Below are 24562 nucleotides of genomic sequence, written 5' to 3' on the forward strand. Positions count from 1 at the left end.
TCTCTCTCAAAGCCATTAGATGGAAAAACTCCTGTTATTTTTAGCAAATCCTTATCAAATGGGCCTATTTGACGAATATAGCAGGAGAAATTCCCGCTAATGGGGCAAAAAGCAATTTATTTATCGAATTAACGGGAGGTTTTCCTTTAAATAAGCTTTGGTCTCAAACGCTCGAAGCAAAGTTTAGTTACCATTCCTAGTGAAATAAGCCTCACCAGAAAAAGGGAAATGAATAAAACGAAGCGAATTTAATGTTAGAATCCAAATGTTTGGAGGTATAACAAGTGAAAATGAACGCAAATTTCAATTTTTGCTGTCTGAAACCAAGAATGATCCGTCCTTATTCATTTTAAATTTAGGGAGGATCTGTACATGAGCAAACAAAAAAGATTAATTATTATTGACGGTATTCCTGGCTCTGGAAAAACGACAACAGCTAAATCCATTTTAGATAAACTAAATTCAAAGCAAGTAGCAACAAGGTGTTTTTTAGAAGAGGAAGCACTGCATCCCCTGCTCTTACAAGGACCGGAGTTCAGTTCTTTCACAAATGAAGCAGAAGCAGATCAGTTCATACAGCTTCTCACCACTCGTTATCTTGACTTTGTTCAAGCTGAGCTAAACAGTGCCCATGAAGTCATTATTATTGAAAGTGTGTTTCTACAAGACACCATTAGTGTCGCTCATCTCATGGGCATGGATAAACAGAAGCTTCTCACTTTCTCTTCTTCCTTACAGCAGATACTGGCACCACTGGCACCAAGCCTTATTTACTATTATCAAGTGGATGTTGAGAAACAATGGCGGTTTATTTGCAGCGTAAGAGGAAATGAATGGGGTCCCGTCTCCTTGCATACGGATGAGGATTTCAAACAAGCTGCAGAGGTGTGGTCACGGAGTCAGTCCTTTGTCCGTGCGATTGTTAATGCGTGGGACATCCCGAAATTAATCATCGAGAATAAAGACTATCTCTGGGATGAGTATCACCAGCAGATTAGTGAATTCATTGATTCTCTGCTTCCAGTTCAATAAATAAGCTCCTCTAATCCCAAAAGAGGCTGTTCTAAAAGTAGATAAATCTACGTTTAGAACAGCCTCTACTTCATTTAAAGCAGCTATAGTTTAGAAGAACCTCTTCTTCCAAAAGATAACGGCTGTGACACTCGATAAAATAACAGATATGGTCATCGCGATAAAAAAGGCATGAGGGTAATCCTGAAACGGTATTTTAACGTTCATCCCATAGAAGCTTGCGACCATCGTAGGCAGCGATAAAATAATCGTAATCGAGGTCAAAAACTTCATAACAATATTCAGATTGTTGGAGATGACCGAAGCGAAAGCATCCATCATACCGCTTAATATCGTCGTATGCGTTTCAGACATTTCAATAGCCTGTTGGTTTTCTACAATGACATCCTCCAGCAATTCTTGGTCATCCTCATACATTTTCATGTATTTGCTTTTCAACATTTTTTGCATGACGATGTTGTTTGACTTTAATGAGGTTGTAAAATAGACCAAGCTTTTCTCCATATTCAATAAGGAAAAAAGTTCTTTGTTTTTCATCGACTGATGCAATTTTTTCTCTATTTCGTCTGTCATTTTGATAATTTGCTTAAGGTACTTCAAATAAGAAGTCGCTATTAAATATAAAATTTGAAATGAAAATCTTGTTTTTTTGTACGTGTAAAATTGCTTTATTTTATTTTGTGCAAAAACGTGGAAAATCGGATTGTCTTTTAGACACACTGTAATAAAACAATCGTCCGCTATAATCATCCCTAGTGGAATCGTATCGTACATGGGAATACCCTTGTCATCCGTCGAAACCAAGGGGAGATTTACAACGATTAGCACATTGCTATTATCATTTTCAATCCTTGATCGTTCTTCTTCATCTAATGGGTCCTTTATAAAATCCAAAGGAATTTGTGCTTTAGCAGCTACTAGATTCATTTCTTGCTCCGTTGGAGCTACAAGATTGACCCAGCATCCTGAAGTAATCTCATCCGTTTCTTTCAGTATTCCGTGCTCGTCAGTAATATAAATATTCAACATGGTTATAACCTCCTCAGATTAATGAGGAAGCCAGAAATGCCCCTGCCATACAAAAGAGTTGACCTTCAGTTCAGTAATCAATCTTCTGAAGATTGGTTTGTTCATGACTTCCCCCTGCAACAAGCTTGGCTCGGGTTCGGCGCTACTTCGACTATCCATTACAGAACTCAACTCCTTTTTTTTCGCTATGGTTAAGCACGCTCATTATAATACGCCAAATAAATGAAAATGTCATGAAATTAAAAAAATCATAAAAAAAGATGGCCCCGCGCTTGCAGGGACCACCTCTTGTACGCCTAAATATGGCATTTGCTTATTCAAGCGCTATCCTCCGACAGCGCTGCTTTTCACGATTCAACCTATTCATTTAACGCTGGAATTTCCGAAGGAACCCATAGATTAGCAACGTCGATCCCTTTTTCATCTCTACTCTTTAAGTCTCTCAAAAATTCAAGAAAACCGTATGCCGGTTTCCATCCAAGCATCTCCTCTGCCTCCGATAGATCATGCTGCTCAACTTGTTTTGGCAGCGTCAACTCATACTTCTTCAATAGGCGGCTTGCACCCGGCACTTGTGTCTCACACCATTCTGCGCCAAGCTCGCTGAAGATCTGAACAACCTCTTGCGGCATATGATGATTGGTATGTACGATTGTGCGAAATAGCCCAATCTTCTTTTCCAAAGCTGCTTTGACCGATGCCACTGTGGCTGCCGCCACATCCCGTCTATCTACCCCATTGCGAAGCAATCGTTCCCCAAACTCTAAATATGGCCGAGGAATAAATTCATGATAACGCAGCATTGCAATCGATGCGCCTGTCATTTCATGATAAGCCTTGCAGAGGTCTTCCCCGATGACTTTGCTTACTCCATAAACCGAGCCCCATCCGAATGCCATCGAGGAGGCATAGACAATCGCTTTTATACCAGCTTGCTTGCATGCTTCTAATAGATAAAAAGTACCATCGACATTAACAGAAAAAATAGTTTCATCACTAACTGGCGGATTGTGTGCACAATGCCATGCTGCTAGGTGAACAACGGCATCCATGCCCTCCACCGCACGCTGTACATCGCCTGGCGTTCTAATGTCACATCTAACAAACTCAAGCTGCTTCAAATCTTCAGACTGAGGAGGCATAACGTCTGCCATCCGAACGGTATAACCAGCTTGGGCCAATGCTTTGCATACGGCCTGACCTCCATTGCCCGCAGCTCCTGTCACAACAACTTTCATTTCGTTCACCTCGTCAGTTTTATCGTAATTTAAAATGGTATAGCTTGGTTGGTTACTATCATGATAACGCTTCCAGAAATATCAGAATCATTTGTTTATTCATCTGCTTAAGCCTTACAAGTCTAATAATAGTACAACGATATACAAATATGAAGTACGCAATTTCTTTTTACTTAGTAACCTAAAAGTAACCTATGAACACGCATGACAGTTACCAAGTATGCAAATCAGAGGAGATTCTCATCTCCCCCTGGTTTAATGTCCGTTGGATTGGACGGTTCCCATACTTGAATTTCCTTATCTTGTTTAAAATATTCAATAATTTTTTTCTTCTATTTTATTAAGATCCCCCTAATTTCATCCGGTTGATCGACTAAATAATTTGGATCCTCACCCAGCAATGATTCTTTTGTATCCAATCCCCAAGACACTGCAATGACATCGATTTCGCATTTCTTGCATGCAATAATATCCCGTGTTTCATCACCGATATAAATTACATCTTCACGATTTAATTGATTATCTTTTAAATATTTTTTTAGCGTTTGATGTTTTCCGAATAGTCCATTTGACGATCGAACTTCATGGATACCCTTGAAATTTTGAGTATGTAAAAAATTAGAGACATTCGCTGCCGAGTTCGATGTAATGATTGCGATTTTATAACCTTCACTTTGAAGTGCATTTACCACTTCTCTCATCTGATCAATAAATAATATCGAGTTAAGATGCTGTTTGTAGCGCTCCTTAAATTCCTTTCCTATTTTTCTAATCAAAAGGAACTTATACATCGGAACGTTTAAAGCTTTAAACCGTTCTTTTAATGATAAATGGTTTAATAATTTGTATTCTTCATGATTTACGTTTTTAAAATTATATTTTACTGCTAATTCGTTATAAACCATCATAATTTCCGACGTTGAATCTACTAGTGTGCCGTCAAAATCAAATATTATATGTTTATACATCTATTAAATGCACCCTCAATCTATCACTGCTGCTTTAGGTAGTTGAACCTCAAATTCATTAACGTAAATAGCGATGCCAGTAATCTCAATATCGAGCTGATCAACATTCCTTGTTACCGATACACCAACTCTGCCATTACGGCCAATCTCTTGCCCTTGTTCAACAACAAGATGAATTGTTTTTTCCGAGTTGTTATCTATGTACTTCGCGTAGTATGCACCCATTACACCGGAAGCCGTACCTGTTACGGGATCTTCAATCGTTCCTGAAAATGGCGATGAAAAATGACGGGCATGCATCTGCGCATTCACATCGTATGTTTCTAAACAAAACGGATGGATGGACGCTCTTGGCATTTCTTTTAAAATATGTGGAAACAATGAATTGTTTGGCTTCATTTTACTGAAAGTGCTCAGGCTTTTTATAGGAATTAATAAGGTCCACGCACCGGTACTTCCATACAAAGTGGGGAGCCCCGTCTCGATCTCACTTTCATCGATGCCCATAGAATGAGCCAGCTCCAAAAAAGAACCATGGAATGGCTGAAATTGAGGAGCGGCTTGCCGCATCGTAACAAGAGGTTCACCATTTGCATCAAAATCGATTTTTATCGGCAATACTCCAGCTTTTGTTTCAATCGTGAATGCTGAAGGATGATCCAGCAGCCCTTTCGTTTGCAGCGCATAAATGGTTGCCATCGTTGCATGACCACAAAGATTTATTTCATGGCCTGGCGTAAAATAACGAATTCGAAGATCAGCCTTATCCGATTTCAGCGGAAATGCCGTCTCATTGAAGCCAACTTTTTCTGCAATGGTCAGCATCTGTTCTTCGGAGAGATCATCACCATTAAGTACGACTCCCGCAGGGTTTCCCATGTTTGGAATATTGCTGAATGCGTCATAGTGATACACATTGATCGTTCTCATAACAGTCCCCCCGCCTACTCAGCTACTCAATTTTTATTAAAGTGGAGAATAAAGTTGTACTCGCTTATTGTAGAGAATCGGACTCAAACCAGTTGGTTATACTTTTCGTTTTCGTAAAACCTAAATATTTGTACGTGATCGTTACGTTCTGTATGGGTTGATGTTCATAGCGAATTCGGAGACCGTATTGCATTGGTGTATGTTCTTTTCTCTCTAGTGCTGCTTGAATCTCACCCCGAGAAAGCGCTGGATAAATAGAAGAGGCCGATAGTTCCATAAACTGGGTAGCAGGATCTAAACTTGGTAGAACCTGCACCATATGAGTAGAATCATAAGAGATGCCCAGTTGAACGTCATCCGAGCGATCTTCACCATTCACACTGACCTTCTTAATGTCGATTTTCTGAAACCCTTCATTGCTGAGCTCAACGACATACTCTTCTACCTTACCATCATGATTATTGATTCGTTGAAGTCCGTTATTTACTAACGGGTCCGTTATTCGATACCAAATAATTACGGATAAAACCAATGCGATAAGAATGAACAAGCTGAAACTTACAACTGTTCTCTTCACGCTCCATCTCTGGTTCATATCAAGCCTCCTATCACATTAATTGGATGATTTTGTATTTATTAAATTATATTCGTCAATCTAAAATAAATCCAACTGCTCAATAATCGGGGGCGGCGGCCCATTCGGACTTTCGCCGTTCGGGCGAGTCAGTCCCAGTATCTCCATCATCCGCTTCGCGTTGTCAGCTGCGTCCCCTCCGGAATTGTTATTAAAAATGACGTAGATATGCTCGCTCTGCTGCTCCAGCAGCCGCAGCTTATTCGCCCAATCTTGCAGCTCTTCCTCGCTATAGCGATACAAATACCGAACTTCGCGCCAATTCGGCGCACTGGCTTGATTCCAGCCAGACACATTGCGTCCATGGAACCTGACAATAGTTGATTGTGCATCGGTTGCTGTGAGAACGATCGGTATGGAGCCTATTCCTGCCTGCGGCTCATCACAAACACTATGCATCCACTGCTCCTGCCTCATGAAATCCAGCGTTTTCTCACAGTACTCCTGTGTAAACCAGCTTTGATGACGGAATTCCAGCGCGCAAGGAATGCCGTTCATTCTTGCTTTCGTCTCCCGCAGAATTCGCACATTGGCTGCTGTACAATCAAACCACGGCGGATACTGGAACAAGGCTGCCGTCAATCGGCCAGTCTCCATCACGGGCTCCAGCATTTGCCGGAATGCACCGAACATTTCATTTGTCTCCGAAGCCGGAACTGTAGGCCCGCGTTGATGTCCGGTCATCCCTTGATAAGCTTTAACGACGAAGTGAAGGGATTCCGGCGTATCTGCCAGCCATTTGCTGAATCGCTCTTTAGATTGTATGGCATAAAAGGTGCTGTCTACCTCTACAACCGGAAAATGTTTTGCATATTGCCGCAGCTTGCTGCCCGCTTTGCTAACTGGAACATACAGCTGGTCATGATCGCCCCATCCTGCAAGGCCTATTGAAATCATATCTTCACCTCTTTTATACGTTCATTCAAATCTAATGATTTCTATTAAACGAATACAAATACTCATTTTTCACTTCCGCGATCATCGTTGTGAGCATTAATAGAATAAATGGTAAAAGCGAATAAAGCAAAATCTGTCGGATTTGGATATTTAGTTGTGCGTTGATCGTACTCATTTCGGAATACACTACAATTCCCCATTTATTTTCCGGCACATAGGAATATCCCGCCAATAAAACCGCGATAGATTCCTTTTTCGTCATATAAAGACTCATTGATAAATACGATAAGCTGCTTCGTACTGATTCATCTACGACCATAATCGAGTTAAAATAGTTGCTGCTTTTACGGATGAGATCAAGATAGCCCGCGTCTGCCGCATTAACCACTGAATAAAAAGCAGCAGCTTTTTGAGGCTGCTGCTCATGGATATAAATAAAGAAAAAGAAAGCCACGTTTCGGAAACGTGGCTTAACCTTTATATCAGCAAATATTTAATTACAACTATCGCTTCGCCTTGCTTTTTTGAATAAGCTTGATCTTCTCATCCTACCCTAGTTACCCTGCTTTTTCACTCGTCCAATTAATCCGTGCAATGTTTGAATAAATCCATGTCCAGTTAGACGCCCCAATCCCCCATACGCACAATCTATTTCATTATAATGTTTGGTTCGATCTATTCGAATACTTGGTCCATTGATTAAAATAGGCACTGGATCGCCGGAATGCTCACCGATTTCACAAGGGGTAGAATGATCAGCCGCCACAGCCAAATATACATCTTCAGATATTCCCTGCGCTATGATTCCTACCATTTGATCAAACAATTCAATCGCTTTTGCTTTTTCAAACGGTTTATTATCATGCCCCTTAACGTCGGGTGCTTTTAGATGCACTAATACAAAATCATTTTCAGAAATTTCTTCAAGTGCCAGCTTAGCTTTTAGTACAATGTCCGTATCCATATTTCCTGTCATTCTACTATTTGTTACCGGTTTAAAGCCAGCCAATTTGGCAACGCCAAGGACGGTACTTTCTCCAGCAATGCAACTGCCCTTCATATGAAGAGCATCGGTTATGGGATCAAGCTGAATCATCTGTCCAGCTCCACGCGTGAGAATAAAATTAGCTGCTAATTCACCTTGTTTCATACGCTCTACATTAACAGGATGATTGGATAAGATGACATGCGCTTTATGAAGAAACAAATTTAGAACCATCGCTGTTCGTTTGGACTCCGCCGAGGAATCAAGCGAGACTATAGTATGATATGGGCAGCCATCGTTTGGCGCCTTCGGATCAGAATCGCTGATTTGATCACTGAGCCCAGTTCCTCTTAATATAAGTACAGCACGATGCTCTGTAGCCGGCTTGAAATATATGCTCACTCCCATTATTTCTAACCCATTAATCGCGTCAGCAAGCTCTTCTGTTCCATTGCGTATCCTTCCTGCCCTGCGGTCAACGACAATCCCGTTCTCATCCACTGCAGCAAAGTTGCACCTCAGCACGATATCGCCCGGAAGAACATCCATGTTAATTCCTAAAGCCTCAATGGGCCCACGTCCCGGATAATGATGAGGCTGATAACCAAACAAAATTAGATGCCCCATATCGGTGCCTACTGGAATGCCAGGGCTAATCAAATCCATGATGCCTGTAACCCCCGCAGAAGCTAATCTATCTAGATTAGGTGTATCTGCATATTCCAATGGCGTTTTGTTTTCAAGCAAAGGATGTGGAAGATCCCCTATTCCATCTGCAATAGCTAAAATAACTTTTCTGTTCAATATGGCTCCCTCCTGCTCTCTCTATATTCCGATTACTTTAAACCAAGTAAAGATCGCCAAGCTAATTACGCATGCCCCGACGAAACAAGTAACTACCGCATATTTCACTTGATCCAACACCGAGAAGTATCCTGTTCCAAAATAGATCGTATTTACCTTCGAATGCGGCGGAAGTGTAATGGTATAAGTCATGGTCATAGCTGCTGCTAATGCGAGAGGCACAGGGTCCATGCCGAGCGTTTTTGCTAAAGCGATGAATGCTGGTATTAATATAGTGACCCTCACTGTTTTACTCGTAAATATAAGATGACTGTACATGCTAAGGAATACGACAACGACATATACCCAAACATGATTCATGCTTTCCAATCCGAGCGCAGCAACTACTTTTCCAATAATCCATTCTGCGCCGCCGGATTTATCCAATGCATTCCCTACTGCATAAGCGCCTGCTGCAAAAATCATGAGCTCCCATTTGATGTTCGTTTCTTTCCAGGTCAACAAACCTACTCTTGGAAGCAAACAGAGAAGCGCTGCGAGTACAGCTGTCTGTTCCGTACTGAGTTCAAAGCCAAACCAAGCGCTATGGTAATCTCCTGTAGCCCATAATGCCACCGTAAGGAGGAATATCGTTACTGCCTTTTTCTCATCTAAAGAGAAGGAGCCTAATTTTAGCAACTCATTTTTTAACGTATCCCTCGCATGATCGAAGTGGGATTCACTTTTGATGGAAAAGAGCTTTAAACCAATGAAAAACGTAATCATCATCGTAATAATTGCAGTTGGCATAGAGGCGAGAAGCCAATCCATATAACCAATATCGCCGCCCGCTTGTTCATTGATGAAACCAACAGCTATGATATTGCCAGAAGTAGCTGTCATAACACCCGAGGTAGCAAGTGCATCTGCTTGCACGCCTTGAAGCATCATTACTTTTCCAAGATTGCTCTCACCCGGCAGCGCTTTATATACCTCTAATAAAATCAAGCATATAGGCACCATGAGCGTAGCTCTTGCTGTAGTTGAAGGAACAAAAAAAGCTAAAATAAAATTAATAACGATTAATAAAAACAATGTCTTTTTTGGCGTTTTACCAAACTGCGTGACCATCCATAAGGATAAGCGTCTACCCAAATTTGATTTTATCATGGCGGAAGTGAGGATGAATGCGGAAACCATCAGCCAGATCACATCAAATCCTAACGTACCGAATGCCACTTCTTGATCTTCAACTGCTCCTACTAACGGAAGAAGCAAAATAGCGATGATAGATGTTAAGTAAATAGGCAGCGGAGTCGTAATCCATAAAATCAATGCTCCTGTAAATATTGCAATTGCTCTTTGGGCTTCTAAGCTCATGCCTTCCGGTGTAGGCATAAAGAACAATAGCAGCCCCACAATAAGTGCAAGTGGAATACCAAATCTTTGCATCCCTTCTTCAAGCTTCCCTTTTTTCTTCATAGGCGGCTTTTTAGTCTCATTTTCTACATCTCGCGAGACTTCACTCATCTTGCATCCTCCTCAAACTAATAATGTTACCGTTTTCATTTTATAAAACCGGAAAATATAATACAATTTGATTAACTTTGAATAACCATAACGTTTTGTTATAGATTGATTTTAAATGATAAGTCGAAAGGTGTCGTGGAAATGAACATCAATAAACTTCAGACCTTTATTACGCTAACAGAATGCTTAAACTTTACAGAAGCAGCGGAACTTCTCTACTGCTCACAACCATCGGTAAGCATGCAAATTCAAAGTATAGAAGAAGAGCTTGGCGTTCCTCTATTTGATCGAATTGGCAAGAAGCTTTATTTAACGAAACAGGGAGAGAATTTCAAGCCATACGCAGAGCAAATTATTAACCTGCTTCATACAGCCAAAGACCATATTAAGCAGCTGGAAGACTTGTCATACGGAACTTTATCGTTTGGTGCGAGCAACTTTGTAGGCGTTTATTTGCTTCCTATGATCCTTAGAGGTTATACCAAAAAATTTCCGCAGATTAAAATAAACATGAACATTACAGCTTCAAATCACCTTGTTCATATGTTGGAATCCAACAAAGTAGAGTTCTTAATTATTTCTGATCGTATTGAAATCGATGAATCCCGTTTTCAGCGTAAAACCTTTTACGAGGATGAGCTTGTCTTAATTGTGAACCCCTTGCACCCGCTTGCCCATAAACAAGAGTGCACACTCGAAGATTTGGTCAACGAAACGTTAATTATTAAACCCGATAAGTCAGCAACACGCATTTACTTAGAGAAAAAATTTGCTGAGTACGGGCTTGAGTTTCCTACACAAATGGAAATTAGCAATTTAGAAGGAATTAAACAAGGGGTTATTCATGAGCTTGGGGTATCTATTGTTTCTAGCTTTGCTATTCAACAGGAAATCAAAAGCGGCTTATTGGTGAAGGTGAACATTAAAGGAGTACAATTCAATAGAGGAATTAGTTATGTTTATCATAGGAATAAGCATCTTTCCCCTGCGGCCAAACAATTTATTACTTTGCTTGATACTAATTATTTATAAGTGCGGATAACAGATTGCTTTCTATAATTTTTGCTGCTTGCTTCCCGCAATACACGAATTAAATTTTGCAGCTGTTTTACTTATTCGCTTGTAGACGTATACTTAGTCTATACCAAATGTAAGGAGCAACTATCCAATGAGCTATGAATCCTATTTTCAGAACCTAAGAGAACAACATTTGGATGAGCTGAAGCAGTTTTTGACGATTCCGAGTATTTCAGCTTTATCCACTCATAAAAACGACATGAATGAAGCGGCCAAATGGGTTGCAGCCAAATTAGAGAAGGCTGGTCTTGAGAATGTGGAGATCCATCCTACCGCTGGGCATCCCATCGTGTACGCCGAGCATATCCATGCACCAGGCAAACCGACAGTACTTATCTACGGCCATTATGATGTGCAGCCTGTAGATCCGCTTAACCTTTGGGAGACTCCTCCTTTTGAGCCAACCATCCGCGATGGCAAATTATATGCTCGTGGTGCAACCGATGATAAAGGCCAGCTTTTCCTGCATGTAAAGGCGGTTGAGGCGCTTCTAAACCAAGAAAATGCGCTTCCAGTCAACGTTAAATTTTGTATTGAAGGCGAGGAAGAAATTTCAAGCCCTAATCTGCCAACCTTTATGGAGACGAATGCGGATAAGCTGAAGGCTGACGTCATTGTCATCTCAGATACATCGCTTCTTGAAAAAGGAAAACCTGCTATTTCTACTGGGCTGCGCGGACTGTGCTCCCTTGAAGTAACGATACTTACTGCCAATACCGATCTGCATTCGGGTACATTCGGGGGCGGCGTTCCGAACGCCCTTCACGCCATGATTTCCTTGCTGAGCTCATTGCATGATGATCAAGGCAGAGTTTCAATCGAAGGTTTCTATGAAGGTGTGCCAGAGCTTTCCGCTGCTATGCGTGAAGAGTTCCTAAAGCAAAATCATAATGAAGAAGAATTAAGAAAAAATCTCGATCTTGACGCTTTGTACGGGGAAGAAGGTTATTCCTTTGTTGAGCGTACAGGCGCAAGGCCAACTCTTGAACTAAATGGCGTTTATGGCGGGTTCCAAGGCGAAGGTTCGAAAACGGTCATTCCAAAAGAAGCTCACGCCAAAATCACTTGTCGTCTAGTTGGCGATCAGAACCCTGCTCAAATATTAGAGCGTATTGTAACTCACCTGGAATCGCATGTTCAGTCCGGTGCCAAGCTAATTATAAAACGCGGCGAAAAAGCACGTGCCTTCGACATGGACCCATCCAATCCAATGCTCCAAAAGGCAGCCGATGCTTACGAAAAAGTATATGGCACTCGCGCGCTCTTCACGAAGGATGGCGGCTCGATTCCAATCGTCGAGACATTCTCCCGTGTATTAGGCGCTCCTGTCGTCATGATGGGCTTCGGGCTTCCAGACGAAAATCTGCATGCTCCTAATGAGCATTTCAACCTTGAGAACTTTGACAAGGGACTTCTGACGATTGTTGAATTTTTGAAACAACTTTAAGCCGAGGCGTAAACGGAGCTGTTCTAGGCGTAGATTGATCTACGCTTGCAACAGCTTCTGCTTTTTTTTAATGGAGCTTAGGCAGAACAATGTCCTCCCCTTTTCATCCATATAGCTAACGAACCTAGTAAGTCTTAATTAAACCATTTGTTATGGATTAAAATTGTAACGAACTCCAGAATCTTTATTTTGAGAAAATTGACTCATGACACCCTATAAATCAACCTATAGCGCTAATACGGTTCGTTAAAATGAAAGAAAAGTAGTTTTCATCATAATAAGCATAATACAGTTCGTTAGAGAAATGATTCTGCGACGATATGCGCTTAGCCTAATAAGCAATCACAATAAAGGCAGCTGTGCACTCAATTTTTTGAGCTGCTCAGCTGCCTTTTTCATGAAATTATGATTGTTTATTTAGCTTCTTCAAGCGAAGCAGCGCCGTCAAAATGATCAAAAAAGCCACGAGAGCCAGCATTGGAATGGTAATAAATCCAAACCAGTTCAAATAGTCACCCTGACAAGAAACGGGGCCGCATGCGGCAAGCGGAGAATTATGCGGCAGCTTTTGCAGCACCGTATGATAAAGCGAGAAGCCTCCACCAATTACAACTAAAGGCAGTGCGTACGATACGATGCCTTCATCGCCCTTAGAATAGGCTATCCCTAGTATTAGTGCCAATGGATACATAAATATTCGCTGGAACCAGCATAAGCTGCATGGTGCAAAATGCATAACCTCACTCAAATACAAGCTTCCCGCCGTCGCCAAAACTGCTGCAGCCCAAGCCACAAACAACCAAAATGATTTTTTCTTAGCCAAATCCTCTTCCACATCATTCGCCTCGGCTTCCATAGGTTATATTACTTTTTTTCTATCTCCTATTCTCCCTCGATAGGGAGGGTAAAAACATGACTCGAAAGGGCTATTGCATGTGAATTATATTTGTGAATTGTAAGAATCAATGCGTGCTTACAGCTTCTTTTCGGTGTCGGCGAACGTGCAAACCATTGCTGTAAGAACCTATTTGTGCTTACAGCCACAAAGTAATCTCAGTTTGTCCGGTGTAAGAACGTATACGTGCTTACAGCTTCATTTCGGCGTTGGAGAACGTGCGAACCACAGCTATAGGAACCTATTTGCGCTTACAGTTGCAAAGTAACCTCAGTTTGTACGCTGTAAGAACGTATGCGTGCTTACAGCTTCTTTTCGGCGTCTGCGAACGTGCGAAACACTGCTGTAAGAACCTATTTGCGCTTACAACAACAAAAAGAAGGCCCACCCCCAGGTAGATAATCCTACCTAGGAGCAGCCCTCCTGAGCTCGCTCATTTACAACAATTACTTGCCGTTAATCAAAGCAAGGTTTTCTTGCCATCTTGCTGTACGGTATTCGTTAACTTTATCGAAGCCAAGCGAGGTTGTAGTCTTTTTCGCTTCCTCGATCAAGCTAAGCACCTCTGCATCGCTTTTCGCGAACAGAATTTTTCCGAAATACTCGTTAGCTGTTTCCGTCACTTGCTGATTAATGATTCCTTCATCCGTTTCTGGAGCCGGATCAATGTTATTGAATTGCGTCATATTCATCGATGTTTTCCATGCAATGTTAAGCTGTGCCAATGAACCCCAGTTGCGTTGTTCTTCCGGCAGCGTTTGCTCGATCTTTTGCTTGCTCGTATCTACAAAGGTTGCATTTCCTGCCCATACATAGGCTTCCAGCTTATCTTTGTCCTTCTCTTCTTGCGACGTGCTGAACCATTTGTCGTTCGGGATCGGTGCGCCATCCGCATCAAATTCATCCCAATACAAGCCTTTTGGCCCGAAGAACATGATACGAGTGCCTTCCTCGCCCGTCATCCAATCCAAATACGCAAAAATACCTTCTGGATTTTTAGCGCTTGTTGTAATGACGTTAACGTTCCAGCCTAGTGCGTTATAACCGTTTGGATATATTTTGTTTTTATCCAATCCTGATTTAGCAATTGGCCAAATAAATTCATAACCTGCATTTGGATCTTTTGCTTTTAATGCGTTATGGCCTTCGCGTCCCACATTAGTCGCATTACCGCCAACAAATACAGCTACTCTGCCCGTTGCAAGCTTCTCTTTTACCTGATCATCCTTTTGAGTCATCGCATCCTGTGTCATAAGGCCTTCTCTAAATAGCTTGCTTGCGAACAGCATCGTTTCTTTCCAAGCTTCGTTGTTGTAAATCGTATCAAACTTATCCCCGTTAGGATATGCTTTCATCGAATGGAACGCACCGTTTGCACCCTCCTGGAAGCTAGGGAACATGACCTCAACGCCCGAGCCGTTGCCGCCTACCTCTAATGGAATCACGTCCGGATATTTATCTTTGACCTGCTTTAAGTAAGCATACAAATCATCGATTGTTTCAAGCTTCGGTGAGCCAAGGTCTGCGTAAATTTTCTTGTTCACAAACCAGCCGCCGTTACCCGTAGGCGCTGCTGTATACCAGTTCGGGAATTGATAGATTTTGCCGTCGCTCGAGCGGAGCATGTTTAGCGTCTCTTCACCCGCCCATTTCTTCAGGTTCGGATATTTGTCGATATAATCATCCAGCGGAACAAGTGCTCCCGCAGCTCTCAATCGTTCTACTTCAGGTCCCCGGTCCATCATAATTGCACCCGGAAGCTCCTTCGACGCAATTATCGTGCTCAGCTTTTGCGCTGCAGCGCCGCCAGATTGAATAGGCTCTACGGTTACTTTTAGATTATCTTGTACCCATTTACTATTCGGATTAGCACCCCACGGCTCCGTAGTCCACCAATCATAATGAACATAATAAGAAAAGTTTACCGGTGTTTCTCCCAAAACAAATCCATTGCTAGTCTCTGTTTTATTCGTGCCTTCCTTACCTGTATTGCCCGAATTGCTTGATTTTCCGCCGTCGTTGCTGGAACAGCCAGCTAGAAGCACAGTCCCGGCAAGACCAGCGGTCATCAGCACAGTTAACAGCTTTTTTCCTTTCATGTTCGTAAACCTCCCAATTTTTAATATATATACTCATACCCAACACCAAAGCGCTAAGGTCGAATACCCGCATTACTCCTTTAAGGAGCCGATCATTACGCCTTTTACGAAAAAACGCTGTACGAACGGATACACCAAAACGATAGGAATCGTCGCTACCATCATCGTAGCCATCGTTAAGGATTTGCTCGTCACACTCTGCATTCTGCTTAACGCATCTGAGGCAGCGCCGCTTCCTTGTGAAGCGATCGAGAGCTGCTCGCTCATCGTGTTGGAGTTCATAATTTGCTGCAGTAAAGTCTGAATCGGATATAGCTTAGCGTCATTAATAAAAATCGTAGCTGTAAACCAGTCATTCCAGTGATAGACAGCCGTAAATAGTGAAAGCGTTGCCAATACAGGTCCAGATAAAGGCAATACGATTTTGAAAAAGATCCCAAATGTACTGGCTCCATCGATCTTCGCAGATTCCTCTAGTCCATCAGGCAGCCCCATAAAGAAGGTACGGAATATAATCATATTCCACACGCTTACCGCTGTCGGAATGACCATAACCCAGAACGTATCCATTAAGCCAAGCTCGCGGTTCAGCAGGTAAAAGGGAATAAGCCCCCCGCTGAAATACATCGTAATAATCGCAAAGATCATATAATACTTTTTGCCGATAACGCCTTTAACGGACAAGCCATAAGCGAAGATAGCCGTTAAGAAAATAGAGATCAACGTGCCGACAACGGTACGGGACACCGAAATTAGGAACGCATCAATAATCCGGTTATTTTGAAATACGATTCTATAATTATCAATCGTGAACACCCTTGGCCATAACGTTATTCCGCCTTTTGCCGTGTCGAGCCCTTCGTTAAAGGAGATCACCGCGGAGTTCCAGAACGGGTACAGCGTAGCGAGCCCAAGTAGCACTAGTAAAATATAAATCCAAACCTGCAATACTTTATCGCTGCTGCTCAGCTTCACTAGGCTTCACCACTTTTCTGAATATTAATAGAAGTTCGCTGAATTACCATAGGCTTGAACCTGCTCTCCTAGCCATGTAGTTTGCCATCGTCAGCAAGCCTACACTTATAATCGCTTTAAACAGACCAACTGCCGCCGCATACGAGAAGCGATTATTAATAATGCCTACCCGGTAAGCATACGTATCGATGACGTCCGCCACGTCTCGAAGCATTGCACTCCTGCCGAGCAAGAGCAAATCATCAAACCCTGCATTCAATAAACTTCCGATGTTCAGAATTAGAAAAATAATAATAACAGGAGTAATCGATGGAAGCGTTATCAAAAATATTTGTTTAAATTTGCTGGCACCATCAATAGAAGCCGCTTCATACAAGCTGGGATTCACGCCAGCGATAGCTGCTAGATAAACAATCGTTGCAAATCCGATTTCCTTCCACAAATTCGTCGTCACGATAATTCCCCAGAAATATTCGGGCAACGACAAGAAATTAATCGGCTTATCAATAAGACCAAGCGCTTGCAGTGAAATATTTAAGCTGCCGTTATCCACGGACAATATGGAGATCGTAAAGCCAGACACGATAACCCATGACAAGAAGTGAGGCAAATAACTAATCGTTTGAATGATTCTTTTGAAAGCCATGTTTCTTACTTCGTTTAGCATCAGGGCAAGCAGAATCGGAGCCGGAAAGTTAATGACCAGCTTAAGCAAGCTGATCACAATCGTATTCCGAATGACTCTATAAAAATCCGGCGAGTTAAAAAACATTTCGAAATGTTTAAAACCCGCCCATGTGCTGCCAAAAAAACCTTTAAATAAGCTGTAGTCCTGAAATGCCATCAAGACACCGTACATCGGAAAATAATTAAAAACGAGTATAAAGATCAGTGCTGGAAATATCATGAGCTGTACTTGCCATTGCGCAAGAAACCGCCGCCACAGCGGTTTCTCTCTTCGCGAGCTCTTTACTGCTGCATTTGCCGTAACAGGTGTTTGCACGCTTCCTCAGCCTCCTTATACTCTCCTCATTTAACCCTTAACTGCACCAGCCGTAATTCCGCGTGACATTTGCTCTGTAAACAATAAATAGATAATAACTGTCGGCAAAGCGATAATGGTCATTACCGCGAACTGTGCGCCATAATTGGATGAGTACTGACCGGTAAACTTCATAATGGAAAATGGCAGCGTCTTGAAAGTCTCGGATGTTAGAAACGTATTGGCCATAATGAATTCATTCCACCAGCTGATGAAGTTCATAATACAAACCGTCGCAATGGCAGGTTTCGTCATCGGCATAATAATTCGGAAAATAACGCCATAGACCGAACAGCCATCCATAACCGCCGACTCCTCTATGCTCTTCGGAATGGTTTCAAGAAAACCCGAAATAATGAGCAAACTTATTGGCAGCGAAAAAGCAATGTAAGGAAGGATCAAGGACAAAGGATTATCGATGAGATTCAGCTTGTCGAACAAAATAAAGTTCGGCAGCAAGGTCGCATGAATCGGTACGATCATACCGAGCATAATGAACGCCATCGCAGGGCCGCGCAGCTTCCATTCCATCCGCGTGAACGCGTACCCGAGCATAAGCGCCAGAAAAGCAGCAACCAAGATCGTTACAGTCGTAATAAAAATACTGTTTAATAGAAACTTTGGAACGCTCCCGTAATTGAATGCATTCACATAGTTATTCCACTCAAATGTTTTGGGCCACTTTAATATGCCGCTGCCAAAAAAATCTCCGCTCTTCAGAAAGGAATAATTGATGAGCCAAATGAGCGGAAAAATTTGCAGAAGCGCTACGACCCATAAAACGAGATGAAGAATGACCTTTAATGCGGGCGATGCGGCGTCCTTCTTCTTGCCGTTTTTCGCTTGGCGATTGGTCTTAGCTGCAAGAGCTTCCACGGGCATGCCTCCTAAAATAATTCATATACCAAATGTGCATATACAAGGGTGAGTATTAAAACTCACCAACATCTTTTTTGAACGCTTTGTTCATCGCTACCGTAATAATGAGACAAATGATAACGAACACAACGGATATTGCGTTTCCATAGCCGTACAGCGACGAGGAAAACGCCGTTTTATAAAGGTAATTACCAATAAACTGTGTCGTATTGGCAGGTCCTCCATTCGTCATGAGGAATACGGTTTCCATCTGCTTCAAGCAAGCCGTAACCGCGATGACGACTGCAACTCGAACCATTGGCGAGAGAAGTGGAATGATAACGCGCGTATACAGCTTCACTCTTCCAGCTCCATCAAGCTCTGCCGCCTCATAAAGATCCTTTGGTATGCCTTGAAGACCGGCGTAATAAAGCAGAAGCGCATAACCAAAGCCTTGCCACATGACCACAACGATAATGCACCAAATGGCAATATTTGAATCGCCCAGCCAATCCTGTTTCCAGGTGCTTAGGCCGGCGCCCTCAAGCAATTTATTTAACATCCCAAAGTTCGGATGAAATACGCTTACCCACATTTTCGAAGTAACAACGATTGAAATCACTGCTGGTATAAAAAAGATAGCCCGAAACCATTTCTCTAGCTTTCCTGCATGCATCACAAATATGGAGAACAAAAGCGCAATCGGGTGTTGAATCAGAAGCGTAGCTGCAAGCAGCAGTAGGGCATTAAGCAATGAACGCCAAAAAACGCTGTCATGAAACAAAATCTTTTGGTAATTCTCGAGTCCAACGAACTCGTAAGCACCGATTCCTGTCCAATTCGTCGTACCGTAATATGCACTCATAATGATAGGAAAGCAAACCATGAAGAGAAACAGCATAAAACCCGGTGCGACTAGCCAAAAAATGGTGATGCGATTGCTCATCAGTTTGTGCATGGTTCTCCCCGCTCTCTCTTTGGTAGAAGGCGGGGCAGACCGAATGAATTCGGCTGCCCCATCAGCTAACTAGCTCATTTGTTTACTTCAGAACACCGACAGCTGCGTCCATTTCTGTTAAGAACTGCTCAGGTGTAATTTGTTTTCCAAACAGCTTTTGATGAGCTTCCATTACTTTTGTCTTGAATTCATCCGTACCGTTATCATGTACCGGTGTACCGCTGGAAGAAGTCATTGCGCTGAAAATGCCAACCAATTGTTTTTGAAGCGCTGTTTCGTTGCCTGTCAGGAATTGATCAAACTTCTGAGCCGGAGTGCCTGATCCTGTTTGCCATACTTGCTTCGCCCAGTTCTCAGGCTTGAAGAAATATTGCAAGAAAGCGACTGCTGCTTCAGGGTGCTTCGATGTTTTCGATACGGAGTAACCGCCGCCATACCATGCAGCTACATCTGTTGCTTTACCTTTGTCAGAAGCCGGGTAAGAGATCGCTCCTACGTTATTGCGGAAATCTTCAGGGAAGTTTTCGTCTGTTGCAAGACCTGCTTCCCAGTTACCCATCACGAACATTGCCGCTTGGCCTTGCCCGAACAAGTTGCGGGAAGTGCCGTAATCTGCTGTCATGAAGCCGTCTGCAAGTGCTTTGTTCTCTGCCAGTGCAGCGATGTCTTGTGCTGCTGCAAGGAAGTCAGCGTCGCCTGAGAATTTAGCTTCACCCTTCAATACCGTATCCATTTTGTCAAAATTGCCTGTGTGGCGCTGTGCTGCATACTCAAACCAGATTGGCAGTGACCAGCCTTCCATTGCGTTCGTTGCAAGCGGGTTAATGCCTTTTGCTCTCAGCTGCTTGGATACTTCAAGCAATTCTGCCGTTGTTGTTGGAACCGTTAAGTTATTGTCGTCAAAAATTTTCTTGTTATAGTAGATAACCAAGAAATCTGTACCGCGCGGCAATCCGTATAGCTTGCCGTCTTGGGAGAATCCATCTTTTGCACCTGGTACAAAGTTGCTGCTCTCAAAATCTGCTTCATTTAACTCAAGCAGCATGTTGTTATCGATCAAAGGTTTAATAAAAGAAGTTTGGCCCCACGCCTGGATAATGTCAGGTACTGCATCTGTTGATGCATATACTTTAATTTTCGCTTTATAAGGCTCATCTTGAAGCGCTTCTACTTCTATTTTCACATTTGGATTTTCTGCCATATAACTATCAATGATTGCTTGCTCGATTTTACCTGCTCCGTTAGAGCGGTCAGCCAGCGCTGTGAAAAACTTAAGCGTTACCTGCTCCGGCTCCTTCTCTTTCGGCGCTTCCGTTTCTTTTGCTGCATTAGTTGGACTATTCGTCGCTTCGCTGCTTCCGTTTTTTCCATTATTGCCGGAGCATGCCGCTACTGTAAAAACCATCATTATTGCTACTAGCGAAATCCATATTTTTCTCATCGCTACCCCACCTTTTTTTATTTGAGCAGGCGTTCCCTGTTCTGTCCCCATTATAACGTGTTATATCTGCGACAAAATATGATCCAAATTTAAGAATAGATGCCTCATTTTTTGGATCATTCCCAAAATCAGCCTAACTGGATTTATTTCTTGGTATACTGAAGTCACAAATCTGAATGCTACAGGTGAACATGATGCGATCCTTTTTTACTCCCTTTCGACATATTACGCTGCAACGGAAACTGCTTACCTTAGTCATTCCCCTTCTGATTGCAACCGTTGGGATTACCGGGCTGTATTCTTATTACATTGCCTCGGGAGAAGTGGTCGATAAGCTTCATCAATCTCAAATGAACATGGCGATCAAGACAAAGGATCAACTCGACTATTTTGCCAAAAACACGTTAAGCTTCTCTAATTACTTGTTTCTAAATCCGACCGTTCAAAGCATGGTTATGAATGGCGACACGCAGCAGCGCCGTGATCAAGTGTTCAAAAATTTGCTGCCGCTTATGGTTACCGGCGAAACGATCCAATCGCTAGTGCTTTATCCCTCTACGAAGGATGATGTGCCCGCTCAGCCGTTTGCGATTACACAGACCGGTATTGCAAGCGCTATCAGCCTTGAGCGTTTTATGAAAACGCGTTACTATGAGAGGCTCGCTAATACAGAATCAGGACAAATATGGGATATGTTTTACCCTTCGGATGGTATTCTGCTTGGTGACACCCATCACAAGATCGTTTTAGTGAAGCCGTACAAAAACTTTTACAACTATGTTCGAAGCGGCCTTTTAATTATAGGGATGGACGCAGATAAGCTAAGCAAATCCTTATATCATGACGATGAGGAAGCTACACAGTTTGTAATGAATGATCAAGGCACCCTACTCGCCTCAACTGATTTGCGCATGATTGGCAAACCGATAACAATGCTGCCCGTATTCGATCAGATGGATACAGCTGCCATCGAACCCGCAGAAGGATTAGCGCTGCTTAAGGAAAACGATCATTATATCGTTTCAGATTCCTTATCGGATATTACCGGCTGGCGAACTGTCGTTATTCAAGATCGCAGCAAGCTGGTGCTCGAATTGAAGCATATCGGCTCCGTCACCTTCTCGATCATGGCGATCGTTACGCTCATCACGATTATTGTCTCTTGGGTCATTGCCCGCATTATTACGAATCCGATGAAAAAGCTGATGTTCTCCATGAGGGCTCTCCAAACGGGGGATTTTACGCAGAGGGTACACTTCAACGGCAACGATGAGATCGGCAGACTAGGTCATTTGTACAATACGATGGTTGGACGAATTAAAACCTTAATTGATGACGTATATGCTTCGCGACTGAAGCAGAAGGAAGCCGAGCTGAAGGCGCTGCAGTCGCAAATTAATCCACATTTTCTATACAACACTTTAAATATGATAAACTGGAGCGCCGTGCAGAAGGGGGATAAAGAAATATCCGAGATGGTCCTCTCACTCTCCCAAGTGTTCCGACTAAGCCTGAATAGCGGCAATGATTTTGTAGAGCTGAAGCACGAGATTGAGCTGGTACGAAACTATTTATTTTTGCAAAAGAAACGATTTACGACGAGGTTTAATTTTGAGATTGATTTGGAGCCCTCAATTGAGCACTTTCGTATGCCTAAGCTGCTCCTGCAGCCGCTCGTCGAGAATGCGATTATCCATGCCATCGAGCCCTCAGGCGGAAATGGACATATACACATCAAGGCTTATACAGAGGACTCGCTTATTATTCTAGAAGTCACCGATAACGGACCTGGCATGCCGGAGAAGCAGGTACATCTTCTTAATCAACCAACCGTAGAGGAGCCAATGCGCAACTTGCAAACGGATGACGCTCACTCTGGGATGGCACTGGCTAACATCAAGGAAAGGCTCGCTTTATTTTATGAACAGGCAGAATTCGAGATCGTAAGCAAGGAAGGCTTAGGCACAAGGGTGCAACTTCGAATTAAACAAGGAGGCAATGGAAATGGTGCTTAAAATGATCGTTGCAGAGGATGAGCAATCGTTCCGAGAAGGCATTCTTACACTTGTCGACTGGAAGCTGTATGGCATTGAGATTGCCGGAGAAGCGGAGAATGGCAAACAGGCTTTGGAAATGATTCATAACAATCCCCCTGATTTGCTGCTGACCGATATCCGTATGCCTTTTCTAAACGGTCTTGACCTTATTCGTGAAGCCAAAGCAGCCGGCCATGAATTTCATTCTGTGCTACTGACCGGCTACAATGAGTTTGAATATGCCAAGGAAGCGATCAAGCTTGGCGTTTCCGACTACCTCTTAAAGCCTTGTATGCCGCATGATATTATTCGTGTAATTATGGACTTAAAGCAAAAAATTGAACAATCCGAAAATGAAGATAAAGCTTTAAATGCCATTAACCGCAGCTGGAATCGCAACCTTCATCTGCTCAAAAATCAGATTTTATCGCAATGGGTTCAGCATCCGCTCATGCCTCTGGAGGATCGGTCCAGCGTAATGAATGAAGTGGACATGACGCTCTCGTGCGGACCCATTCAAGTCGGTCTGATCCGCATTGACTCCAACAAGTCGCAGAACGTCACCGCATCCAAGCGTGACTTAGAGCTTATACGATATGCGCTGCTAAATATTGCAGGTGAAACCCTTCGGCCGTTGTACGATGGCAAGCTTGAGGTGTTTCGCCATGGCGACGAGATGTTATGGATCGGAAATTATCCAGAAAACACGACCAACGAGGCGATTGAAGGTGCTATGAAGGAGCTCCAGCTTAATCTTGAAGCTTATCTAAAGCTCTCGATTAGCATATCAATCAGCTCAGCTGCTGCTTCGGTTGATAATGCGCATATCGGTTACCAGCAAGCGATTGAAGCGATGGAAGCCAGATTCTATCAAGGAAGAGGCGGCATATTTTTTCATGCCGAGGCTGGTAAGCAGACCGCTGCCAAAAGCTCCATTCTAGACGATGCCTATTTGCATCGACTCGAGAAAGATCTGCTTCTCGCTTTGCAGAACGAGCATTATGAGCAGGCAGTCGATGCCATTGAAGCGAGCATGTCGCATATTCGGAACAATTCGAGCTATTCCAAAGCTGAGGTTCATCTGCGCTCCACAAGTCTTATTTTAGAGCTGCAAAAATTTGCCCAAGAGCGCAAAGTTGCCTCTATTGAATGGCAGGACAGCTTCGTGAACTGGATCGAGCAAATCCCTAACATGGAGACGCTTGATGACTGCTCCGTCGTCCTGCAAAAAATCGTGCAAAGCATCGTCGAGGCTGTATCGAACCAGAAGTCACTGCATCGTACTGTGCATGCTACCATTGAGCTGATTAAGCAAAAGTACAATACAAATCTCACACTAGAGCTTGCTGCCAAGGAAACCTTCGTCAGCAATTCCTATTTAAGCTCGCTGTTCAAGCAAGAGCTTGGCGTTAACTTCCTTGACTATTTGCATCAATACCGCGTAGAGCAATCGAAGGAGCTGCTGCGCCAAAGCTATAAAATTTATGCGGTTTCCAAACTGGTAGGCTATCAGGAGGAACGTCACTTTAGCTCAACCTTCAAGAAGTGGACGGGGCTTACGCCGCGGCAATATCAAAAAAACTACAATGCAGGTTGACTCAAGCCGTGTGCCGCATAACAAAAAAACTACGACGGCAGCTTATAGCAGCCTTCTCCGCTACTACCAATTTCAAGCTGTGAGAGTTAAGTTAAAAAGTCCCAGTGAACT

22 protein-coding genes are annotated in these 24562 nt (G+C 42.9%); 5 read left to right on the forward strand and 17 right to left on the reverse strand.

The annotated features are described in order from the left end of the window. Window positions 1-372: 372 nt before the first annotated feature. On the forward strand, window positions 373-1032 hold the full coding sequence (locus BK120_RS10000) for a P-loop NTPase family protein (protein WP_076267331.1): 660 nt from the start codon (window positions 373-375) through the stop codon (window positions 1030-1032). A gap of 90 nt (window positions 1033-1122) precedes the next feature. Here the strand turns inward: BK120_RS10000 and BK120_RS10005 are convergent, their stop codons facing one another. From BK120_RS10005 to BK120_RS10045, 10 genes are all read right to left on the reverse strand, one after another. Continuing rightward, on the reverse strand, window positions 1123-2061 hold the full coding sequence (locus BK120_RS10005) for a magnesium transporter CorA family protein (protein WP_076267332.1): 939 nt from the start codon (window positions 2059-2061) through the stop codon (window positions 1123-1125). Window positions 2062-2079: 18 nt separating this feature from the next. Next, on the reverse strand, window positions 2080-2220 hold the full coding sequence (locus BK120_RS35220; RefSeq protein ID WP_179089775.1) for a hypothetical protein: 141 nt from the start codon (window positions 2218-2220) through the stop codon (window positions 2080-2082). 200 nt (window positions 2221-2420) lie between these two features. Next, window positions 2421-3299 (reverse strand): NAD-dependent epimerase/dehydratase family protein, encoded by an 879-nt coding sequence (locus BK120_RS10010; protein WP_076267333.1) that lies wholly within the window; start codon window positions 3297-3299, stop codon window positions 2421-2423. A 332-nt stretch (window positions 3300-3631) separates the two neighbouring features. Further along, on the reverse strand, window positions 3632-4267 hold the full coding sequence (locus BK120_RS10015) for an HAD-IA family hydrolase (protein ID WP_076267334.1): 636 nt from the start codon (window positions 4265-4267) through the stop codon (window positions 3632-3634). A 15-nt stretch (window positions 4268-4282) separates the two neighbouring features. Next, on the reverse strand, window positions 4283-5197 hold the full coding sequence (locus BK120_RS10020) for a PhzF family phenazine biosynthesis protein (RefSeq protein ID WP_076267335.1): 915 nt from the start codon (window positions 5195-5197) through the stop codon (window positions 4283-4285). Between the two features lie 64 nt (window positions 5198-5261). Beyond that, window positions 5262-5792, reverse strand: coding sequence for a hypothetical protein (locus tag BK120_RS10025; protein WP_076267336.1), 531 nt, complete (start codon window positions 5790-5792; stop codon window positions 5262-5264). Between the two features lie 60 nt (window positions 5793-5852). After that, a complete protein-coding gene (locus BK120_RS10030; protein ID WP_076267337.1) occupies window positions 5853-6728 on the reverse strand; it encodes a DUF72 domain-containing protein in 876 nt (291 codons plus the stop codon). A gap of 31 nt (window positions 6729-6759) precedes the next feature. After that, complete coding sequence (locus BK120_RS10035; protein WP_076267338.1) at window positions 6760-7182, reverse strand: hypothetical protein; 423 nt, start codon at window positions 7180-7182, stop codon at window positions 6760-6762. Window positions 7183-7281: 99 nt separating this feature from the next. Next, entirely contained in the window at window positions 7282-8517 is a 1236-nt protein-coding gene (gene apgM, locus BK120_RS10040) for a 2,3-bisphosphoglycerate-independent phosphoglycerate mutase (protein WP_256710840.1), read from the reverse strand. Window positions 8518-8538: 21 nt separating this feature from the next. Beyond that, a complete protein-coding gene (locus BK120_RS10045; protein WP_076267340.1) occupies window positions 8539-10026 on the reverse strand; it encodes an SLC13 family permease in 1488 nt (495 codons plus the stop codon). 141 nt (window positions 10027-10167) lie between these two features. Here BK120_RS10045 and BK120_RS10050 point away from each other — a divergent pair, with 141 nt between their 5' ends. Both BK120_RS10050 and BK120_RS10055 read left to right on the forward strand, forming a co-directional pair. Beyond that, window positions 10168-11058, forward strand: coding sequence for a LysR family transcriptional regulator (locus BK120_RS10050; protein WP_076267341.1), 891 nt, complete (start codon window positions 10168-10170; stop codon window positions 11056-11058). A gap of 136 nt (window positions 11059-11194) precedes the next feature. Next, on the forward strand, window positions 11195-12550 hold the full coding sequence (locus BK120_RS10055) for a dipeptidase (protein ID WP_076267342.1): 1356 nt from the start codon (window positions 11195-11197) through the stop codon (window positions 12548-12550). 403 nt (window positions 12551-12953) lie between these two features. On the opposite strand, the gene BK120_RS10060 is transcribed toward BK120_RS10055, so the two are convergent. From BK120_RS10060 to BK120_RS10090, 7 genes are all read right to left on the reverse strand, one after another. Next, window positions 12954-13406 carry a disulfide oxidoreductase gene (locus BK120_RS10060; RefSeq protein WP_076267343.1) on the reverse strand — a complete coding sequence of 151 codons (453 nt, stop codon included), beginning with the start codon at window positions 13404-13406 and terminating at the stop codon, window positions 12954-12956. 485 nt (window positions 13407-13891) lie between these two features. Next, the gene (locus BK120_RS10065) at window positions 13892-15544 is read right to left on the reverse strand and encodes an extracellular solute-binding protein (RefSeq protein WP_076267344.1); all 1653 of its coding nucleotides are present in this window, start codon (window positions 15542-15544) and stop codon (window positions 13892-13894) included. A 72-nt stretch (window positions 15545-15616) separates the two neighbouring features. Continuing rightward, window positions 15617-16519, reverse strand: coding sequence for a carbohydrate ABC transporter permease (locus BK120_RS10070; RefSeq protein WP_076267345.1), 903 nt, complete (start codon window positions 16517-16519; stop codon window positions 15617-15619). A gap of 43 nt (window positions 16520-16562) precedes the next feature. Next, on the reverse strand, window positions 16563-17426 hold the full coding sequence (locus BK120_RS10075; protein WP_083681842.1) for an ABC transporter permease: 864 nt from the start codon (window positions 17424-17426) through the stop codon (window positions 16563-16565). A 126-nt stretch (window positions 17427-17552) separates the two neighbouring features. Then, window positions 17553-18437, reverse strand: a complete 885-nt coding sequence (locus BK120_RS10080; protein ID WP_256710841.1) for a carbohydrate ABC transporter permease — start codon at window positions 18435-18437, stop codon at window positions 17553-17555. A 55-nt stretch (window positions 18438-18492) separates the two neighbouring features. After that, the gene (locus tag BK120_RS10085; protein ID WP_076267347.1) at window positions 18493-19377 is read right to left on the reverse strand and encodes a carbohydrate ABC transporter permease; all 885 of its coding nucleotides are present in this window, start codon (window positions 19375-19377) and stop codon (window positions 18493-18495) included. Window positions 19378-19459: 82 nt separating this feature from the next. After that, entirely contained in the window at window positions 19460-20818 is a 1359-nt protein-coding gene (locus BK120_RS10090) for an ABC transporter substrate-binding protein (RefSeq protein WP_076267348.1), read from the reverse strand. A 191-nt stretch (window positions 20819-21009) separates the two neighbouring features. Between BK120_RS10090 and BK120_RS10095 the strand changes: the two genes are divergently transcribed. Continuing rightward, entirely contained in the window at window positions 21010-22833 is a 1824-nt protein-coding gene (locus BK120_RS10095; protein WP_179089776.1) for a sensor histidine kinase, read from the forward strand. Then, entirely contained in the window at window positions 22823-24451 is a 1629-nt protein-coding gene (locus BK120_RS10100; RefSeq protein WP_076267350.1) for a response regulator transcription factor, read from the forward strand. Before BK120_RS10095 ends, BK120_RS10100 begins: the two co-directional genes overlap by 11 nt. Window positions 24452-24562: the final 111 nt, after the last annotated feature.

The sequence above is a fragment of the Paenibacillus sp. FSL A5-0031 genome (assembly GCF_001956295.1).
GTDB lineage: Bacteria > Bacillota > Bacilli > Paenibacillales > Paenibacillaceae > Pristimantibacillus.

Bases quoted from the DNA above. Each gene is read 5' to 3' on its own strand.
- BK120_RS10085 (WP_076267347.1), bottom strand. From the start codon at position 19,377: ATGCACAAACTGATGAGCAATCGCATCACCATTTTTTGGCTAGTCGCA.
- BK120_RS10020 (WP_076267335.1), bottom strand. From the start codon at position 5,197: ATGAGAACGATCAATGTGTATCACTATGACGCATTCAGCAATATTCCA.
- BK120_RS10025 (WP_076267336.1), bottom strand. From the start codon at position 5,792: ATGAACCAGAGATGGAGCGTGAAGAGAACAGTTGTAAGTTTCAGCTTG.
- BK120_RS10000 (WP_076267331.1), top strand. From the start codon at position 373: ATGAGCAAACAAAAAAGATTAATTATTATTGACGGTATTCCTGGCTCT.
- BK120_RS10030 (WP_076267337.1), bottom strand. From the start codon at position 6,728: ATGATTTCAATAGGCCTTGCAGGATGGGGCGATCATGACCAGCTGTAT.
- BK120_RS10095 (WP_179089776.1), top strand. From the start codon at position 21,010: ATGATGCGATCCTTTTTTACTCCCTTTCGACATATTACGCTGCAACGG.
- BK120_RS10050 (WP_076267341.1), top strand. From the start codon at position 10,168: ATGAACATCAATAAACTTCAGACCTTTATTACGCTAACAGAATGCTTA.
- BK120_RS10010 (WP_076267333.1), bottom strand. From the start codon at position 3,299: ATGAAAGTTGTTGTGACAGGAGCTGCGGGCAATGGAGGTCAGGCCGTA.
- BK120_RS10015 (WP_076267334.1), bottom strand. From the start codon at position 4,267: ATGTATAAACATATAATATTTGATTTTGACGGCACACTAGTAGATTCA.
- BK120_RS10065 (WP_076267344.1), bottom strand. From the start codon at position 15,544: ATGAAAGGAAAAAAGCTGTTAACTGTGCTGATGACCGCTGGTCTTGCC.
- BK120_RS10060 (WP_076267343.1), bottom strand. From the start codon at position 13,406: ATGGAAGCCGAGGCGAATGATGTGGAAGAGGATTTGGCTAAGAAAAAA.
- BK120_RS35220 (WP_179089775.1), bottom strand. From the start codon at position 2,220: ATGGATAGTCGAAGTAGCGCCGAACCCGAGCCAAGCTTGTTGCAGGGG.
- BK120_RS10075 (WP_083681842.1), bottom strand. From the start codon at position 17,426: ATGATATTTCCAGCACTGATCTTTATACTCGTTTTTAATTATTTTCCG.
- BK120_RS10100 (WP_076267350.1), top strand. From the start codon at position 22,823: ATGGTGCTTAAAATGATCGTTGCAGAGGATGAGCAATCGTTCCGAGAA.
- BK120_RS10055 (WP_076267342.1), top strand. From the start codon at position 11,195: ATGAGCTATGAATCCTATTTTCAGAACCTAAGAGAACAACATTTGGAT.
- BK120_RS10090 (WP_076267348.1), bottom strand. From the start codon at position 20,818: ATGAGAAAAATATGGATTTCGCTAGTAGCAATAATGATGGTTTTTACA.
- BK120_RS10005 (WP_076267332.1), bottom strand. From the start codon at position 2,061: ATGTTGAATATTTATATTACTGACGAGCACGGAATACTGAAAGAAACG.
- BK120_RS10045 (WP_076267340.1), bottom strand. From the start codon at position 10,026: ATGAGTGAAGTCTCGCGAGATGTAGAAAATGAGACTAAAAAGCCGCCT.